13 protein-coding genes are annotated in these 16,973 nt (G+C 66.4%); 2 read left to right on the top strand and 11 right to left on the bottom strand.

Annotation, left to right across the window (positions count from 1 at the left end; all coding sequences use genetic code 11):
* Positions 1-9: 9 nt before the first annotated feature.
* The 6 genes from gyrA to ligA form a co-directional block, all read right to left on the bottom strand.
* A complete protein-coding gene (gene gyrA / locus ACZK13_RS13550; RefSeq protein ID WP_049400193.1) occupies positions 10-2,724 on the bottom strand; it encodes a DNA gyrase subunit A in 2,715 nt (904 codons plus the stop codon).
* Between the two features lie 218 nt (positions 2,725-2,942).
* On the bottom strand, positions 2,943-4,007 hold the full coding sequence (gene mtnA / locus ACZK13_RS13555) for an S-methyl-5-thioribose-1-phosphate isomerase (RefSeq protein ID WP_478481809.1): 1,065 nt from the start codon (positions 4,005-4,007) through the stop codon (positions 2,943-2,945).
* Positions 4,008-4,054: 47 nt separating this feature from the next.
* Positions 4,055-4,783 (bottom strand): DUF3011 domain-containing protein, encoded by a 729-nt coding sequence (locus ACZK13_RS13560; protein WP_346484854.1) that lies wholly within the window; start codon positions 4,781-4,783, stop codon positions 4,055-4,057.
* Positions 4,784-4,925: 142 nt separating this feature from the next.
* Positions 4,926-5,882: an EF-P lysine aminoacylase EpmA gene (gene epmA / locus ACZK13_RS13565; RefSeq protein WP_329893689.1), complete on the bottom strand. Its 957-nt coding sequence runs from the start codon at positions 5,880-5,882 to the stop codon at positions 4,926-4,928.
* A complete protein-coding gene (locus tag ACZK13_RS13570; protein WP_032127684.1) occupies positions 5,879-6,364 on the bottom strand; it encodes a GNAT family N-acetyltransferase in 486 nt (161 codons plus the stop codon). Before ACZK13_RS13570 ends, epmA begins: the two co-directional genes overlap by 4 nt.
* Positions 6,365-6,413: 49 nt before the next feature.
* Positions 6,414-8,885, bottom strand: coding sequence for an NAD-dependent DNA ligase LigA (gene ligA / locus ACZK13_RS13575; protein ID WP_478482524.1), 2,472 nt, complete (start codon positions 8,883-8,885; stop codon positions 6,414-6,416).
* Positions 8,886-9,222: 337 nt separating this feature from the next.
* On the opposite strand from ligA, the gene ACZK13_RS13580 reads away from it, so the two are divergent.
* Together ACZK13_RS13580 and ACZK13_RS13585 are read left to right on the top strand one after the other, a co-directional pair.
* Positions 9,223-10,347, top strand: a complete 1,125-nt coding sequence (locus ACZK13_RS13580) for a pyridoxal phosphate-dependent aminotransferase (protein ID WP_478481811.1) — start codon at positions 9,223-9,225, stop codon at positions 10,345-10,347.
* A 175-nt stretch (positions 10,348-10,522) separates the two neighbouring features.
* On the top strand, positions 10,523-10,969 hold the full coding sequence (locus tag ACZK13_RS13585) for an REP-associated tyrosine transposase (protein ID WP_080103081.1): 447 nt from the start codon (positions 10,523-10,525) through the stop codon (positions 10,967-10,969).
* Between the two features lie 134 nt (positions 10,970-11,103).
* Here the strand turns inward: ACZK13_RS13585 and zipA are convergent, their stop codons facing one another.
* The 5 genes from zipA to rpsF all read right to left on the bottom strand — a co-directional run bounded on the left by zipA (position 11,104) and on the right by rpsF (position 16,885).
* A complete protein-coding gene (gene zipA, locus ACZK13_RS13590) occupies positions 11,104-11,841 on the bottom strand; it encodes a cell division protein ZipA (RefSeq protein WP_006376490.1) in 738 nt (245 codons plus the stop codon).
* 46 nt (positions 11,842-11,887) lie between these two features.
* Entirely contained in the window at positions 11,888-15,391 is a 3,504-nt protein-coding gene (gene smc / locus ACZK13_RS13595) for a chromosome segregation protein SMC (RefSeq protein WP_478481813.1), read from the bottom strand.
* 259 nt (positions 15,392-15,650) lie between these two features.
* On the bottom strand, positions 15,651-16,100 hold the full coding sequence (gene rplI, locus ACZK13_RS13600; protein WP_014037734.1) for a 50S ribosomal protein L9: 450 nt from the start codon (positions 16,098-16,100) through the stop codon (positions 15,651-15,653).
* 105 nt (positions 16,101-16,205) lie between these two features.
* Positions 16,206-16,436 (bottom strand): 30S ribosomal protein S18, encoded by a 231-nt coding sequence (rpsR, locus tag ACZK13_RS13605; RefSeq protein ID WP_002804494.1) that lies wholly within the window; start codon positions 16,434-16,436, stop codon positions 16,206-16,208.
* An 11-nt stretch (positions 16,437-16,447) separates the two neighbouring features.
* Entirely contained in the window at positions 16,448-16,885 is a 438-nt protein-coding gene (gene rpsF / locus ACZK13_RS13610; RefSeq protein ID WP_006452997.1) for a 30S ribosomal protein S6, read from the bottom strand.
* Positions 16,886-16,973: the final 88 nt, after the last annotated feature.

The raw sequence follows: 16,973 nt of genomic DNA on the forward strand, positions 1-16,973 counted from the left end.
GCGGCAGGATCACTCCTGCGCGGCGTCCTCGCTGCTGGCAGCCGCCGGTGCGCCGTCGGTCGCGGCCGGTGCGGCGACGGCCACCTCGTCCTCGTCTTCGTCGATCGAGGCATCCATGCGCTCCACCGCCTGCAGCTTCTCGTCCTTGGACAGGCGGATCAGGGTCACGCCCTGGGTGTTGCGGCCAACGCGGCTGATTTCCGAGCCACGCGTACGCACCAGGGTGCCACCATCGGAGATCAGCAGCACTTCGTCGCTGGAGCCCATCAGCACTGCGGCGACCAGCTTGCCGTTGCGCTCGGTGGTCTGGATGCCGATCACGCCCTGCGTGCCACGGCCCTTGCGCGGGTAGTCCGGCAGCGGGGTGCGCTTGCCGTAGCCGTTCTCGGTGGCGGTGAGGATGTACTGCACGCTGGCGTCATCGGCGCCGTCGATCACCGCATCGCCATTGGCTGCGGTTTCCTCGACACCGTTGTCGTCCTCGTTCTCATCCTCGCTGCCACCGGCACTCTCGGCCACGATCAGGCTGACCACTTCCTCGCCGGCCGGCATCTTGATGCCACGCACGCCGGTTGCGGTACGGCCCATCGAGCGGACCTTGTCTTCACCGAAGCGCACGGTCTTGCCGTTGGAGGCGAACAGCAGGATGTCGCGCTCGCCGTCGGTCAGGCCGACGCCGACCAGGGCATCGCCCTCGTCCAGATTGATTGCGATCTTGCCGCGCGCCAGACGGAAGGCGAACTCGCCCAGCGGGGTCTTCTTGACCGTACCGTTCTTCGTGGCGAAGAACACGAACTGGCCATCGGCGTATTCGCGCACCGGCAGCACGGCCTGCACGCGTTCGCCCGGCTCCAGCGGGATCCAGTTGATGATCGGACGGCCGCGGGCGTTGGAACCGGCTTCGGGCAGCTGGTAGACCGGCAGCCAGAACACCTTGCCCGAGCTGGTGAAGGTCAGCAGCGTATCGTGCGTGTTGACAAGCCACAGCTGTTCGATGAAATCCTCTTCCTTGGTCGCTGCCGCACTGCGGCCGCGGCCGCCACGGCGCTGTGCGCGGTACACGCTCACCGGCTGCCGCTTCACGTAACCGGCATGCGACACGGTGACCACCACGTCTTCCGGCGCGATCAGGTCGAGGATGTCCAGGTCTTCTTCGCTGTGGCGGATTTCGGTACGACGCTCGTCGCCGAACTCGGCCTTGACGTTGACCAGCTCCTCGCGGATCACCTGCAGCAGGCGGTCGGGATCTTCCAGGATGTGGATCAGCCCGGCGATCACTTCCAGCAGCTGCTTGTACTCGTCGGTCAGGCGGTCCTGCTCCAGCCCGGTCAGGCGGTGCAGGCGCATTTCCAGGATCTGGGTGGCCTGGATCTCGGTCAGCTGGTAGCCGCCCTCGATCAGGCCCACGCCCTTGGGCAGGTCTTCCGGGCGCGAGGCTTCGGCACCGGCGGCACCCAGCATCGCACCGACCAGGCCCGGCTCCCACACGCGCGCCAGCATGCGCTCGCGTGCTTCATTCGGGTTCGGCGAGGTCTTGATCAGCTCGATCATCTCGTCGATGTTGGCCAGCGCAACGGTCAGGCCTTCCAGCACGTGGGCACGGGCGCGCGCCTTGCGCAGCTCGAACACGGTGCGACGGGTGACCACTTCGCGACGGTGGCGGACGAACGCCTCCAGCATCTGCTTGAGGTTCATCAACTGCGGGCGGCCATCGACCAGCGCCACCATGTTGATGCCGAACACCGATTCCATCTGGGTCTGCTGGTACAGGTTGTTCAGCACAACCTCGGCAGATTCACCGCGCTTGATCTCGATGTAGATGCGCATGCCGTCCTTGTCGGACTCATCGCGCAGCTCGCTGATGCCTTCGATCTTCTTTTCCTTGACCAGCTCGGCGATCTTCTCGATCAGACGCGCCTTGTTCACCTGGTAAGGAATTTCGGTGACGATGATCGATTCGCGGCCGTTGTCGGCCACTTCGATATCGGCCTTGGCACGGATGCGCACACGGCCGCGGCCGGTGCGATAGCCAGCGACGATGCCGGCAGTGCCATTGATGATGCCGGCAGTCGGGAAATCCGGGCCCGGGATGTACTCCATCAGGCCGTCGACATCGATTTCCGGATTATCAATCAGCGCGATGCAGGCGTTGATCGATTCGCTCAGGTTGTGCGGCGGGATGTTGGTGGCCATGCCCACCGCGATACCGGCCGAACCGTTGACCAGCAGGTTCGGGAACCGGGTCGGCATGACCGTCGGCTCCAGTTCCTTCTCGTCGTAGTTGGGCTGGAAATCGACGGTTTCCTTGTCGATGTCCGCCATCAGCTCATGCGCGAGGCGCGACATGCGCGCTTCGGTGTATCGCATCGCCGCGGCGGAGTCGCCATCGATCGAGCCGAAGTTACCCTGGCCATCGACCAGCATGTAACGCAGCGAGAACGGCTGTGCCAGGCGCACCAGCGTGTCGTACACCGACTGATCGCCATGCGGGTGGTACTTACCGATGACGTCACCGACGATACGCGCCGACTTGAAGTAGGGCTTGTTGCTGTGCGCGTTGAGTTCGTTCATCGCGAACAGCACGCGGCGATGCACCGGCTTGAGGCCATCGCGCGCATCCGGGAGCGCGCGGCCCACGATCACGCTCATGGCGTAATCGAGGTAGCTCTTGCGCATCTCGTCTTCCAGGTTGACCTGGATGATTTCCTTGGCGTTTTCTGCCATTCGGGTTCCGTTGTCTGGTAGCGGTCCAGTCCGGCGCAGCCCTCTGCGGGAGGGGGTCGTGCCGGAACCTCGATTCAACCTGTGGATACTACCACAACAGGCCGCTCCCTGCCTCCATTTACGGGGATTTTACCGGCACAAATCAGGAACTTAGGGGGGTACCGGCCAGCGGCCGGCACTACCGGGGGCGGAGGTCACGCTGCCCCCTCCCCTGTGCCTCACCCGCCGAAGGCGGCGCGCATGTTCTCGATGGTCGGGTTCAGGATCACCCCGCGCTCGGTCACGATGGCATCGATCAGTTCACCCGGGGTGACGTCGAACACCGGGTTCCAGGCGGCGATGCCTTCGGCCACGGTGCGGGTACCGCCCACGCCGTACAGCTCGCCCGGGTCGCGCTGCTCGATCTCGATCTGGCTGCCATCCACGGTCTCCATGTCCACGGTCGAGGACGGCGCCACCACCATGAACTTGACCCCGTGGTGGCGAGCGGCGATGGCCAGCTGATAGGTGCCGATCTTGTTGGCGGTATCGCCGTTGGCGCAGATGCGGTCTGCACCAACGATCACCCACTGCACGGCACCGGTCTTCATCAGGTGCGAGGCTGCCGAATCGGCGATCAGGGTGGCGTCGATGCCATCCTGCTGCAGTTCCCACACGGTCAGGCGTGCGCCCTGCAGCCACGGACGGGTCTCGCCGGCGAACACGCGGGCGATGCGGTGCTGGGCCATGCCGGCACGGATCACGCCCAGTGCCGTGCCGAAGCCGGCGGTGGCCAGCGAGCCGGTGTTGCAGTGGGTCAGCACGCCGCTGCCGGCCTCGATCAGGCCCGCGCCCAGCGCGCCCATGTGGCGGTTGGCGGCCAGGTCCTCCTCGGCAATGGCCTGCGCTTCGGCTTCCAGCAGGGCCTTCCAGTCGGCGCCGGCGACGTTCAGGCAGCGACGCATGCGCGCCAGCGCCCAAGCCAGATTGACGGCGGTCGGGCGCGATGCGTTCAGGCGCTGCAGCGCCGTCTCCAACTGCTGAAGCGCATGCGCGCCATCAGCGGCCTGCACGTCCCGCGCCGCCAGCACCACACCCCACGCTGCGGCAATGCCGATCGCGGGCGCGCCACGCACGGTCAGCGCGTGGATGGCGCTGGCAACTTCGTCACTGTCATGGCAGACCACGTGCTCGACCACGAACGGCAGCTTGCGCTGGTCCAGCAGTTGCAGGGCATCGCCGGTCCAGAGGATCGGGCGGATGTGGTCATAACGGGCGTAGTCGATGTCGGAGACAGTGTTCATGGGCCCATTGTAGGGCCACGCCCCGCGTGGTTGGAGCCTGCCCGGGCTCAATTCACCGAGAATTCGGCGCGGCAGCCGCCGTCCACCCAGATCCCGTTGCGGTTCCAGCCCCAGGTGTTGCCTTCCTCGCACGGGGTGCTGGACAACTGCTCGGTAACGATCGCGCCGACCGAAATGCTCGCCCCACAGAAGCGGCGCTTCTTCGACTTCGACTCGCAGGTCAGGCGGCGTGGCACGTCGACAAAACGGCCGTCCTCGTCAGCCACTTCGAAATCGCCCTGGCAACCACGGCTGGTCCAGACTTCATTGCGCTTGTAGCCCCAGCCCTGCCCTTCGCGGCACGGCAGCACCGACAGCTGGCGCAGCAGGCGCACCGGCGCCCCGTCCAGGCGCACCGGGCAACTCTGCGGGCGGCCATTGGATTCGCAGCGCACCACACGGCGGACCAGGCGCTTGCCTTCCGTTGCCGCAGGCGCTGCACCTTCCGCACGACGCGCACGGAACTCTGCGCGGCAGCCAAGGGTGACCCACACGCCACTGCGGTCGGTGCCCCACTCGCTGCCACGGATGCAACTGTTGCTGGACAACTGGCGCACAAGGTCGATGCCATTGCTGACGTCGATATCGCAATGCACCCAGCCCATGTCGCGCGATTCGCAGGTCACCACTTCGCCGTCATAGCCCGCCTGCTGGGCCGACGCCGATGACGGCAGCCAGGCACCCCAGAGCGCGATGGAGTACACCGGTGCAGCGACAACCGCAAACCACTTGACCAAAGCCTTCCCCAGCAGGAATGGATGAACTGCGTGCCAGTGTCCGGCATCTGCCGTGATAAGAGCATCATCCTGCTTACCGAAGCAAGCGCGGAAACGCGGAATTCCGTTCAGTCTTCGATGTTCAGGAACGTGCGCACCGCGCTCACGCGTGGGCGAAGTCGTAGGCCAGCACATCGGCGATACGCGGCGTGCGGCTCATCGCCATCAACAACCGATCGACACCCACCGCCACGCCAGCGCAGGCAGGCATCGATGGCAACGCCGACAGCAGCGCCTCATCCACGGACGGTTGCACCTGGCCCCGCTCATGGCGGCGCTGCAGGTCACGCTGGAATCGCGCACGCTGTTCTTGCGCGTCGTTCAGTTCGTGATAGCCGTTGGCAAGTTCCACGGCCCCCAGATAAAGCTCGAAACGCTCGGCCAGCGGCGGCGTGCCGGCTCGAATGCGCGCCAGTGCGGCCTGGCTGGCAGGCCAATCGTGGACCACGGTCATCACCGCGTCATCGAAATGCGGCTGGATATGATGGGTCATCAGCAGATCCAGCCAGTCATCGCGGGTCAGCCCGACCGGGTCGATATGTACCTCGCCCAGCGCGGCACGCAGCGCGGCCTCGTCGGCATCGAACGGATCCACACCCACGTACTGCTGGAACAGCTCGCGGTAACTGAGCACACGCAGCGTCGCACTGCGCCCGACCAGGGCCAGCGCCTGGCCGACCAGCTCGGCGGTTTCCTGCACCAGGCGATGGTGGTCCCAACCGACCCGGTACCACTCCAGCATGGTGAATTCCGGATTGTGTCGGCCGCCCGCCTCGCCGTTGCGGAACACCCGGCCCAGTTCGTAACAGTCACCCACGCCCGCCGCCAGCAGGCGCTTGAGCGGATACTCCGGCGAGGTGCGCAGCCAGCGGCGGCGGCCACCGGCATCGACATGGCCGGTGAAATCGGTATGGAAGCTGTCGATGTTCGGCTCGGTGTTGCCGGCCACCGACAGGATCGGCGTCTCCACCTCCAGCACATCGCGATCGGCGAAGAAGCGGCGCACCAGCGCGTTGAGCGCGGCACGCTGCTGCAGCGCGCGCAGCAGGGCCTCGCTCACAGGATGCCCTCCGGGCGCGGATGATCCAGCGGCAGGGTCAGCAGATCGCGGGTGTCATCGATGTAGCCACTGGCCAGGTACAGGCGCCGGGCCAGTTCGTTGTGGTGGTTCACTTCCAGCCGCAGGCGGCTGACGCCACGCCCGCGAGCGCGCTGTTCGCAGATGGCCAGCGCCTGCTTGCCGCGGCCGCGGCCGCGCGCGCGGTGGCTCAGGTACAGCTCGTCCAGCAGCATGAAGTGGCCGCCCTGCTCCAGGCTGAAACCCATCGCGATCACTGCGTAGCCCACCACCTCGGCGGCCTCGTCCAGCCACAGCAGCACCTCGCCATTGCGCGGATCGGCCAGCAGCGCGTCCACGCCGCGACGCACGCGCGCGTCGTCGAAGTCGATCTTGTCTTCGGCATAGAACTCGCGCATCAACGCGATCAACAGTTCTTCGTCGGCACGGGTGGCCAGGCGGAAATCCAGCGGAGCGGTCTGCATCGGTGTTCCTTTGTGTTTCATGCCGGGCGCCAGGCACCCGGCGGGGTCATCATTCGTGTTCGGCGAGGTAGGCCAGCAGGCGGTCTTCGTCCCATACCGGCACGCCCAGCGACTGCGCCTTGTCCAGCTTGGAGCCGGCCTCGGTACCGGCCACCACGAAGCTGGTCTTCTTCGACACGCTGCCGGAGACCTTGGCACCCAGCGCTTCCAGGCGTTCCTTGGCGGCATCGCGGGTGAGCTGGGCCAGGGTGCCGGTCAGCACCACGGTCTGCCCATCCAGCGGGCCGGCCACGATCTCGGCCAGCGCCGGCGCCTTGGCCAGGATCTGCTGCATCGCCTTCTCGGCCGCCAGCAACATCGCGCCATGGCCATCGGCATCGAGCCACGCAGCCAGGCCGCGTGCAGTGTCATCGGGCAGGCCGGCGTTGACGAACTGGCCATGCTCGGCGTCGAGCACTGCTTGCGCGCCGGAAAGCGCAGCGACCAGTTTTTCGGCGCGCAGGCGGGTGATGCCAGGGATCTCCGATTCGACCAGCAGCTGCGCCAGATCCAGCCCTTCGCGCAGCTTGGCACTGGGCGCATGCACATCGCTGATGCGCACCTGACCGACCTGCAGCAGGTCATCGATGGCCTGCTGGTTGCCCTGCTGCTCGAAGAAATGACCCAGCGAACGCGCCACTTCGCCGCCGATGTCCGGCACACGCTTGAACAGCGGCCACGGCAGGTGGCGGATAAGCTCCAGGTCACCGAACCACTGCGCCAGCGCCTTGGCCGTGCTCTCACCCACGTGCTCGATGCCAAGCGCGAACAGCAGGCGCTCCAGCGTGGCCGCACGGCTGGCGTCGATCGCCGCGATCAGGTTGTCGGCCCACTTGGTGGCGATCTTCTTCGTGTTCCATTCGAAGCTGGCCGGCTGTGCCAGCGCCTGTGCTCGCCAGCCCGGATCGTTGCCATCCAGCTTGAGCACCGCATTGAGCACCGCACCACTGCCTTCGGCGGGCAGGTGCAGCTTCAGCGCAGCCGCCAGTGCGGAAGGGTCCTCGGCATCCAGCACCAGCTTCAGATGCAGCAGCTGGTCACGGTTGAGCCGGTACAGATCGGCCACGCTTCTGACGATGCCGGCGTCGACCAGGGTTTCGATGTACTTGTCACCCAGGCCATCGATATCCATCGCGCGACGCGAGGCGAAATGGGCGATGGCTTCCTTGCGCTGCGCCGGGCAGGACAGTTCGCCCGAGCAGCGCCATGCGGCAGCACCTTCCTCGCGCACGATTTCCGAGCCGCACACCGGGCAGCGCGTCGGCATCTGCCACGGCGTGGTGCCCGGCGGGCGGCGATCAAGGATGACGCTGACCACTTCCGGAATCACATCACCGGCGCGGCGCACGATCACGCTGTCACCCACGCGCACATCCAGGCGTGCGATCTGGTCGGCGTTGTGCAACGTGGCGTTGGACACGATCACGCCGGCCACCGCCACCGGTGCCAGCCGCGCGACCGGTGTGGCAGCACCGGTGCGGCCGATCTGGATCTCGATCGCCTCTACCGTAGTGCTCTGTTCCTGCGCGGGGAACTTGTGCGCGATGGCCCAGCGCGGCGCACGCGAAACGAAGCCCATGGCCTGCTGGCCGGCGCGGTCATCCAGCTTGTAGACCACGCCATCGATATCGAACGGCAGGCCATCGCGGCGCTCACCGATATCGCGGTAGTAGCCGAGCAGGCCGTCGGTGCCTTCCACGACCTTGCACAGCTCACTGACCGGGAAGCCCCAGGCACCGAGCTGGGCCAGTGTGCCCGAATGGGTGTCCGGCAGCTCGCCGCCCTGCACTTCGCCGGTGCCGTAGGCGAAGAAACTCAGCCGGCGCTGCGCACTGATCTTCGGGTCGAGCTGGCGCAGCGAACCGGCGGCGGCGTTGCGCGGGTTGGCCAGCACCTTGCCGCCCTGCAGGCGCGCACGCTCGTTGTAGGAGTCGAAGTCGGCGCGGGCCATGTAGACCTCACCACGCACCTCCAGCACATCCGGCCAGTCCTTGCCGTGCAGCCGCTTGGGAATATCACCGATCTCGCGCAGGTTGGCCGTCACGTCCTCGCCGGTACTGCCATCGCCGCGGGTCGCGCCGAGTACGAAATGACCGTCCTCGTAGCGCAGGCTGATCGCCAGGCCGTCCATCTTCGGCTCGGCCGAGAACCGCAGGCTGCGTCGGCCCAGGCGCTCGTCGATGCGGCGCACGAAATCTGCCACTTCCTCGTCGCTGAAGGCATTGGACAGCGACAGCATCGGCACCGCGTGGCGCACTTCCGGGAAGCGGCCGGAGGGGCGCGCACCGACCTGCTGGGTCGGGCTGTCGGCACGGGCCAGCTCCGGATGCTCGCGCTCCAGCGCTTCCAGCTCGCGCACCATCCGGTCGTAGTCGACGTCGGGGATCTCCGGCGCGTCCAGCTCATGGTAGGCGCGGTTGGCCTGGGCGATCTGCCGGCGAAGGTCTTCGGCGCGTTCGGCGGGGCTGGGGCTCATCGGGATCCGGTGGTTCTGGGATGGCCGGGGATTCTACCGCGCCCGACCGTCAGGCCCTGTAACGCTCCCGCCTTTGTAGCGTCGAGCTTGCTCGACTGGTGCTCCCTCGCTCTGGCAGGTGCCAACCACTCCCCCATCCTGGTACGTGCCAACCACTCCCCAGCTCTGGTACGTGCCAACCACCCTCCCGCTCTGGTAGGTGCCAACCACCCTCCCGCTCTGGTAGGTGCCAACCTTGGTTGGCACATCTGCAGTCAAGCATGGTTCGACTCCACAAAAAGCAGCTTGCCGCCCATCCCCACCGGCGCTAGCGTGCGACGGTCTTCCCTTCGGAATCCCGCCCGTGACCCTGCCTGCCTCCCGTCGACGCTTCCTGCAACTGGCCGGTGCTGGCCTCGCCGTCGCCGGCACCGGCCTGCCGCAGCTCGGCCATGCCCAACCCGCGACAGCCGCCGCCCCAGCCCCTGCCGAAGGCGCCGTACTACTGAACTTCAACGAATGCCCGTACGGCCCCTCGCCCGCCGCCCAGCAGGCGGCGCGCGACAGCATCGCCAGCTGCGGCCGCTACCGCTTCGAACTGGCGGGCCAGGTGCGCGATGCCTTCATCGAGCAGGCCGGCATTCCAGCCGACCATATGCGCCTCTATCCGGGCTCCAGCGAACCGCTGAACCGCGCTGCCACGCTGTGGACCGGCCCGCAGGCGGGGCTGGTGGTGGCCGACCCGACCTTCGAGACGCTCGGCGAGGTCGCCGCCGCACACGGTGCACACGTGCAGAAAGTGCCGCTGCGCGAGGACGGTGCACACGATCTGCGTGCGATGGCCGCCGCCGCACACGCACGCCCGACCGGGCTGCTGTATGTGTGCAACCCGAACAACCCGACCGGCTCGATCAGCCCACCGGATGAGCTCGCCTGGCTGCTGGCCCACAAGCCCGCTTCCACCCGCGTGCTGTTGGACGAGGCGTATCTGCAGTACAGCGAACAGCCGAGCCTGATCGCGCGGGTGGCGCAGCGCGATGACCTGATCGTGTTGCGCACGTTCTCCAAGCTATATGGCATGGCCGGCCTGCGCCTGGGCGTGGCGACCGCACATCCCGACCGCCTGCGCGAACTGGCCAGCCTGGGCGACAACCCGCTGCCGGTTCCGGCGCTGGCGGCGGCACTGTCCAGCCTGCGCGATCCGCAGTTGATTCCACAGCGCCGCCTGCAGAATGCCAAGGTGCGGCAGGCCACCATCGCGTGGCTGGGCAAGCGTGGTTTCAGCTGCCTGCCGTCGGAAGCGAACTGCTTCGTGGTCGACGTGCAACGCGATGGCAGCGCGTTCGCCAAGGCGATGGCGGACAACGGCGTGGTGATCGGACGCAGCTGGCCGATCTGGCCACAGCGCGTGCGCGTGACCGTCGGCACCGAAGAGGAAATGGCCGCGTTCCGCCATGCGTTCGCGAAGGTGGCCGGCGTGCCGGCCTGATCCTGTTGGTGGGGGCGAACCTTGGTTCGCCCCATCCACGCATGGCGTGGATCTACTGTTGTGGGTGCCGACCTGGGCCCCTGTAGAGTCGAGCCATGCTCGACTGGGGCTTTCCCTACAAGCCTTACCGCACTCAAGCGATATCCAAGCTGCCTCGGCCAGCCAATGCTGAGGCATGCCCAGTCCACGTCTCCTGAGAGGCCGTTGGTCGCAACTGCGGAACGTCTACGCGATCACCACTGTCACTCACCAGCGCCATCGGCACTTTGATGATCCACACCAGGCCGCCGTCGTTGTAGCGGGCCTGCAGTGGATTCAGCAGGAGGGTCGATGCCTTAACCTCGCATGGGCGGTCATGCCAGATCATGTGCATTGGTTGATGCAACTGCGCTCAGGAACCCTTGCCGCGTCGGTCCAGATGATGAAATCCCGCTGCAGCCGACTCATAGGCATCGACGGGCCGCTCTGGCAGCGTGGTTACCATGATCACGCTGTGCGATGTGATGAGTCCCTGAGAAACCAAGCTCTGTACATCGCAGCGAATCCTGTGCGCGCCGGGCTGGCGGCACAGCTCGGCGATCATCCGTTTGCCTGGTGCCGGTGGTTCGATCGATCGCCCTAGAGGCGAGTCAGGGATGGCCGACCCTGTAGAGTCGAGCGATGCTCGACTGGGGCTTACCCTGGGATCCGCAAGTCGAGCATGGCTCGACTCTACAGAAAGGCAGTCGAGCATGGCTCGACTCCACAGTTGGGGGCTTACCAGCGCGGGGTCTTGGTCAGCGGCGGGGCCTGGTGCTGGCGATCGTAGGCGCGCAGCTCGTCACGGATGTGTGCGATGCGCTGGCGGCCCAGGGCATTGCGGCTGTCATCGAGCACCACGCCATCCAGCAGTTCAGCCATGCGCTGCACCGTCGGCAGCATCTTCTCCCAGGCGTCCAGCGCGGTCAGCGGCGCCGGCAGGGTCAGGAAGAAGGCGATGGCCGGGGTTTCCATGGCACGGATGTTGGCCATGTCGAAGCTGCCCGGCTTCATGATGCTGGCCATCGAGAAGATCGGGCCGCGCTCGGGGTGGCCTTCCACCAGACGGTGGAACACGTTCATGTGGCCGAACACCAGGCCGGTCTTCTCAGCCGCCACCACGATGTCCTCACCACGAAGCTGCTCGCCGGCCCGGGCAGCCACGAACAAGGAGACGATCTTGTCGAAATCCTGGGTGGCGCGCTTGCCGAGATCACTGGCGCCCGGGTCGGTTTCGCCCAGACCAAGTTCGGCCTGCTCGCCTTCCGTGCCCATGCCCGGTTCGACGCGGCCATCGGCCACGGCGACGCCGTCTTCGCCCAGTACCGGTTCGCGGCGCTCGCCGCTGGTCGGTTCCGCGCCTTCCACGCGGCGCCCCTGGGGCTTCTTTTTCGGACGGCCAAACAGGAAGATCGCGGCGATCAACAGCAGGCCGGCGGCCAGGATGCCGATGCGCAACAGTGCCGTGTCGGACATTCGATAGGTTCTCCGGCTGGTTCATTCAGGTAACTAGGATGGCACGTCAGGCCGCGCCCGCCAATCGCGCGGCTTCTTCCAGGTCCACGCTGACCAGGCGGCTGACGCCCGGCTCGCGCATGGTCACGCCCGACAGCTGGTGCGCGGCCTCCATCGTCGCTTTGTTGTGGCTGACGAACAGGAACTGCACCTTTTCGCTCATTTCCTTGACCATGTTGGCCAGGCGGCCGACGTTGGCTTCGTCCAGCGGCGCGTCCACCTCGTCCAGCAGGCAGAACGGCGCGGGGTTCAGCTGGAAGATGGCGAACACCAGCGCCACCGCGGTCATCGCCTTCTCGCCGCCGGACAGCAGCGAGATGCTGGACACGCGCTTGCCCGGCGGACGCGCCATGATGGTCACACCGGTGTCGAGCAGGTCTTCACCGGTCAGTTCCAGGTAGGCGTGGCCGCCACCGAACAGGCGCGGGTACAGCGCCTGCACGCCAGCGTTGACACGATCGAAGGTGTCCTTGAAACGACCGCGGGTCTCGCGGTCGATCTTGCGGATGGCATCCTCAAGGGTTTCCAGCGCCGTGGTCAGGTCGGTGTGCTGCGAATCCAGGTAGTCCGAGCGCTGCGAAGCCTCGCCGTACTCGTGGATGGCGGCCAGGTTGACCGGCTCCAGCCGGCGCATGCGGCCATCGATCTGGTGCACGGCCTGCTCCCAGTCACCCAGGCGGGCGTCCTCGGGCAGTGCGTTGAGCACGTCCTGCAGCACGAACCCGGCCTTCTCCACCGCGCCCTGCAGGGTATCCGCGCTGAGCACCAGCGCCTGCTGGTCCAGCTTGCGCTGCGAAATACGCTCGCGCTGGGCCAGCGCCTGTTCGTCACGCTGGTGACGGGTCTGCTCGTAATTGCGCAGCTCGGCGTCGATGCCGTCCAGCAGCGTGCGCGCCTCGGTCAGCACGCGATCGGCACGCACACGCTCTTCCAGTGCGTTCTGGTGCTCGGCCTGCAGCGACTCGACCGGCGAATCACCTTCGTCCAGCTGCGAATGCAGTTCGCCCAGTCGCGAATCCAACTGCCCGCGCTGGGTACCCATGCGTTCCAGCGCTTGGCTCAGTGAAGCCAGCTGCGCCCGCTGCGATTCCAGGGTCAGCGCCAACGAGTGCGAGCGCTCGCGCACCGCTCGCGCGGCGTCTCTGGCCAGGTCGCGGGCCTCGGTCAGCTGGCGGCGCTCACCCTCCAGCCGTTGCCGGGTCGATTCCAGGTCGCCCATGCTGCTGACCGCGTTTTCCAACCGCGACCGCGCTTCACGCGCCTGCTCGTTGTTGGCTTCCAGCGTTTCCTGCAGCTGCTTCAGTTCACCTTCGATGCGGTCGATGCGCGTTCGCGCCGCCTCCACCTTGCCCTGCTGTCCCTGCAATTGGCCAGCCAGTTCAGAGACCGCACGATGGGCCTGGTACAGCGCACGCTGCGCGTCTTCGAGCTGCTGCTCGGCGGCCTGCAACTGCTCGCGGAAACCACTCAGCTGTTCTTCCAGCTCGGCTTCGCGATCCTGCAGTTGCTCGATCTGCTCACGCAGCTCGTTGATCTCACGTTCGCGCAGCAGCGCGCCCTGCTGGGCCGCACCGGAGCGCGACACGCGCAGCCAGCCCTGGCCCAGGCGCTCGCCGCTCTGGGTGATGATCGAATCGCCTTCCGGAAGACTGCCCTGCAACACCTTCGCCTCGGACAGGTCCTTGGCTGCGTGCAGGTGCGCCAGCAGGCGACGGATCGCGGCCGGGCCACGCACGCGGGCCGCCAGCGAGGTTGGCGCGACCTTCAGGTCCGCGCCATCGTTGGCAACCAGCGCGATGTGGCCCTCGCCCAATTCGCCTAGGGCACCGACCAGGCTGGCCGGATCATCAACCAGCACGCCTTCGATCAATTGGCCGAGCGCGCTTTCCACCGCGTTCTCCCAGCCGGCATCAACGTCCAGGCGTTCGCCGACACGCGCCGCCGAATCCAGTCCACGCGCCTTCAACCAGGCCACGGCCGCGCCCTGCTCCTGGCCCAGCGCGGCCTGCTGCAGGGTTTCCAGCGAAGCCAGGCGACCGCGCAGGCCGTTGGCCTGCTTGCGCAGTTCGGCCAGTTCGTTCTGGCCATTGCGCTGCTGTTCCTGCACCGTCGCCACGCCCTGCTTGCGCAGCTCGACGTCTTCGCTCAATTCATCCAGCGCGGTCTTCTGCGTGTCGTGCTGCAGGTGCAGCTGCTCGAAGGCTTCTTCCAGCGCGTCCACGTCCAGCCCGGCGCGCTCGGCGGCCAGGGCCTCGCGACGCCGGTCAGCGTCGAGGATCTGCTTGTCCAGGTAGTCCACGCGCGTGCGCTCGACATCGCCGGCGCGCGACGCCTCCGAACTCTGCGAGGTGTGCTGCTCCCAGCGCTGCTGCCAGCTGGCCAGCCGGTCCTCGGCCTCGCGCAGGCTTTCCTGCTTGATCTCGTTCTCTTCCTGCAGTTCTTCCAGCTGCGGGGTGGCGGCCTCCACCGCCTCGCGCAGCACCATCAGCTTGGCTTCGTCGCCGCTGATGTGCTGGCCCAGTTCGGCCAACGCCTGACGGGTCTCGTCGCGCGCCTTGTGCAGGCGCTGCGACAGTTCGCGCTGGTGCTGGATCTGCTGCTCCAGGCGCGCCAGCGTGCTGCCGACCTGATAGACCGCAGCCTGCGCGGTGTTGAGCGCGTCGGCGGCCTCTTCGCGTCGAACGCGCGAGGTCTCGATGCGGGCCTCGGCATCACGCTGATCGGCGATCAGCTGCTGCAGCTTGGTCTCTTCCTGCGACAGCCCTTCGCGCAGCTTGGACAGGCGACCGTCCAACCCGCGGAATTCCAGGGCCTTCCACTCGGCATCCTTGACCCGGCGCTCTTCCTGCAGCGCCTGGTACTGCTCGGCCTGCCTGGCCTGGCGCTTGAGGTGTTCGAGCTGCTTGCTGATCTCGTCGCGCAGGTCGCCCAGCCGGTCCAGGTTCTCGCGGGTGTGGCGGATGCGGGTCTCGGTCTCCTTGCGGCGCTCCTTGTACTTGGAGATGCCGGCCGCCTCCTCCAGGTACACGCGCAGGTCTTCCGGGCGCGCCTCGATGATCTGGCTGATCATGCCCTGTTCGATGATCGAGTAGCTGCGCGGGCCCAGGCCGGTGCCGAGGAACAGGTCGGTGATGTCGCGGCGGCGGCACTTGGTGCCGTTGAGGTAATAGTTGCTGGTGCCGTCGCGGCTGACCGTGCGCTTGACCGAGATTTCGTTGAACGAGGCGTACTCGCCCGAGATCGTGTGGTCGGAGTTGTCGAAGATCAGCTCAACCGTGGCCTGCGACACCGGCTTGCGGGCGTTGGAGCCGGAGAAGATCACGTCGGTCAGCGAGTCGCCACGCAGGCGGCTGGCCGAGCTCTCGCCCATGACCCAGCGCACGGCGTCGATGATGTTCGACTTGCCGCAGCCATTGGGGCCCACCACGCCGGTCATGTTGGTCGGCAGGTGCAGGGTGGTCGGATCGACGAACGACTTGAAGCCGGACAGCTTGATCGTGGAAAGACGCATAGGGGTTCCGGACTGGGGCCGGCAAGCGGCCTGCGTTTACCCTCCAAGTCATTGATCCTGCTGGGATCGATGCCCGTGGAACGGGTGTGACGCCCTGAGTATACCGATGTGGCCGTGTTCTACGAATGGGCGTGGAACATTGTCCAGCCCCACCCCGCCGGCCGGACGTGGCCCGACGCCACGAAACGGAGCCATAAAACAAAACGGGCACCCTTGCGGGCGCCCGTTCTGCGGTGATTCCAGGCCTTGCGGCGTGGGATCAGGCTTCGGCGACGACGACGACCTTGACGGTGGTCTCGACGTCGGCGTGCAGGTGGACCAGCACGTCGTATTCGCCGATGTTGCGGAAGGCGCCTTCGCCCAGGATGACTTCGCTCTTGCTGACCGGCAGGCCGGCAGCGGTGAAGGCATCGGCGATTTCGCGGGCGCCGACCGAGCCGTACAGCTTGCCTTCGGTCGAAGCGTTGGCCGGGATGGTCACGCTCGCGCCTTCCAGCTTGGCCTTGCGGGCGTCAGCGTCGGCGTGGATGGCCTGGGCCTTGGCTTCGTATTCGGCGCGCTTGGCTTCGAACTCGGCCTTGTTGCTCTCGGTGGCCGGAACGGCCTTGCCCTGCGGCACGAGGAAGTTACGGCCGTAGCCCGGCTTCACGTCGACCAGGTCGCCCAGATTGCCGAGGTTGGTGACTTTCTGCAGGAGGATCAGCTGCATGGTATTGCTCCAGATAAGTTATTCGTTAGCGAGGCGATGCCCCGCAACAAAGGCTGTCCGAATAGCTGGCACAGCGGGGGCGGCACCGGGCCGCCCCGCCGGGCATCAGACGTCGTGGTTGTCGGTGTACGGGATCAGGGCCAGGAAGCGAGCGCGCTTGACGGCGGTCGCCAGCTGACGCTGGTACTTCGACTTGGTACCGGTGACGCGGCTCGGCACGATCTTGCCGTTCTCGGTCAGGTACTGGCGCAGGGTGTTGAGATCCTTGTAGTCGATCTCCTTCACACCTTCAGCCGTGAACTTGCAGAACTTGCGGCGACGGAAGAACTTGGACATGGGAAGGCTCCTTAGGCGGCGGAAGCGGCGTCGTCGCCGGCTTCGTTGTCAGCGGTGGTGGTGGACTCGCCTTCTTCGTCGTCACGACGACGGCGCTCACCGCGCTCCGGCTTGTCACCCTTCTCGTCCTTGCTCTTCATGATCAGCGACTGCTCGGTGTCAGCCTCGTCACGCTTGATGACCAGGTTGCGCAGCACGGCGTCGTTGAAGCGGAAGCTTTCGGTCAGTTCGTTCAGAACGGCCTGGTCGGCTTCGATGTTCATCAGCACGTAGTGGGCCTTCACCAGGTTCTGGATCGGGTACGCCAGCTGGCGGCGGCCCCAGTCTTCCAGACGGTGGATGGTGCCGTTGCCGTTCTCGACCAGCGACTTGTAGCGCTCGATCATGGCCGGGACCTGCTCGCTCTGGTCCGGGTGGACCATGAACACGATTTCGTAATGACGACTCATGTTTTTTCTACCTTTCGGATGTGGCCTCGCGGCCGGACAGCCCCCCGCCGTTGAGACCGCGGTGGGGCAAGGATTCCCGCCAGGAAGG

The sequence above is a fragment of the Stenotrophomonas sp. 99219_Sma genome (assembly GCF_056480785.1).

Bases quoted from the DNA above. Each gene is read 5' to 3' on its own strand.
- zipA (WP_006376490.1), bottom strand. From the start codon at position 11,841: ATGTCCGACACGGCACTGTTGCGCATCGGCATCCTGGCCGCCGGCCTG.
- smc (WP_478481813.1), bottom strand. From the start codon at position 15,391: ATGCGTCTTTCCACGATCAAGCTGTCCGGCTTCAAGTCGTTCGTCGAT.
- mtnA (WP_478481809.1), bottom strand. From the start codon at position 4,007: ATGAACACTGTCTCCGACATCGACTACGCCCGTTATGACCACATCCGC.
- rpsF (WP_006452997.1), bottom strand. From the start codon at position 16,885: ATGAGTCGTCATTACGAAATCGTGTTCATGGTCCACCCGGACCAGAGC.
- rplI (WP_014037734.1), bottom strand. From the start codon at position 16,100: ATGCAGCTGATCCTCCTGCAGAAAGTCACCAACCTCGGCAATCTGGGC.
- ACZK13_RS13570 (WP_032127684.1), bottom strand. From the start codon at position 6,364: ATGCAGACCGCTCCGCTGGATTTCCGCCTGGCCACCCGTGCCGACGAA.
- rpsR (WP_002804494.1), bottom strand. From the start codon at position 16,436: ATGTCCAAGTTCTTCCGTCGCCGCAAGTTCTGCAAGTTCACGGCTGAA.
- ACZK13_RS13585 (WP_080103081.1), top strand. From the start codon at position 10,523: ATGCCCAGTCCACGTCTCCTGAGAGGCCGTTGGTCGCAACTGCGGAAC.
- gyrA (WP_049400193.1), bottom strand. From the start codon at position 2,724: ATGGCAGAAAACGCCAAGGAAATCATCCAGGTCAACCTGGAAGACGAG.